Source organism: Hymenobacter crusticola (assembly GCF_002154225.1).
Lineage (GTDB): Bacteria > Bacteroidota > Bacteroidia > Cytophagales > Hymenobacteraceae > Hymenobacter > Hymenobacter crusticola.
In genome coordinates, this window is record NZ_MTSE01000111.1 from 1 (window position 1) to 1047 (window position 1047).

Here is a 1047-nt window from a genome sequence, read left to right on the forward strand (position 1 = left end):
ATTTCTCTGCCTGTCACGTCCTTTTATTTTGAGCGGTTGCCGATGGTACTCTTGCGCAACAGCTCAGCCGCTAGCCGCTTTCCCGTCGGTTAGCCGCGGCACTCGTGTAGGTGCCCGAATGGACCAGTGAATTGAGTAGAGCCTTTCTCGCCTAGGGGGAAGCTAGTGGATCGTATCCAAGGCCCGCATGAGTACGGTGAGAATCTGTGCCTTGCCTACTCGGTGTTCTTGTTGCGGGTACACCTGCAAATAGGCCGCGCACAACGCTTGCCCATATTCCAGCGCCCCTTGGTGGTGTAAGCGCTTCCGATCGAGCACCACGGACCACCACTGCTTNATGGGTGGGACTTAGTCACAACTGGCCGTCGTCGATAAAGGCAAACGCGTAGTCGTTGGGGTAGTGTAGTATAGGCGGTTGGTACCCCGAACAAAAAAGGCCCGGCTAGTAGCTGGGCCTTTTTGTTGGAAAACTACTTTATTCTTTGATAAGCTAGCTTACTCGAATAACGGGCGATTGTTACATTGCGTCTCTTTCTCTTCTTACAGGACAAGCCTACGCTAAGGCTGCAGGCTACCACATTGTTGCAACAAAAGCACTAGTCCCCCTAGCAGGATCACCCCGGCGGCACGGTACCAGCAGGGCGGAGGGGAAGTAGGAGAAGGTCGCACAATCAATGCCTAGGCAAGGAACCTGCCACAGCTGCTGACCACTGTGGATAAGTACGGCTGTTGCGGTAGGCCCCTGGCAGTGCACACAAGGTGAAGAACTTCTACGCCGTGCAGCAGCGCATTCCCACAGAGGTAATAGCCCGCTTTGTTCGGCGCTATGCACGCCACGAGCGGAGCACTTCTAGCCAAAGATAGAAAGCGTGCTTTCCCCACAACGAGAAGAGAACACCGGCTGATCAGCCAGGAGCGGAAAGCTGGCCGCTATTTCATACCTTCCGTTGCTATAACGTTTTAGCAACCCCCGTCAGTACTAGCTAGGTTGCTGCCTGCCTAGGTTGCAACTCGTCCGTTTTCTTCTTGCTCGCTATGCGCCACCGC

The 1047-nt window shown here is 54.7% G+C and carries 1 protein-coding gene; it reads right to left on the minus strand.

The features are described 5' to 3' along the window. Positions 1–162: 162 nt before the first annotated feature. Positions 163–318 carry a hypothetical protein gene (locus tag BXP70_RS30195; RefSeq protein WP_179197908.1) on the minus strand — a complete coding sequence of 52 codons (156 nt, stop codon included), beginning with the start codon at positions 316–318 and terminating at the stop codon, positions 163–165. Positions 319–1047: the final 729 nt, after the last annotated feature.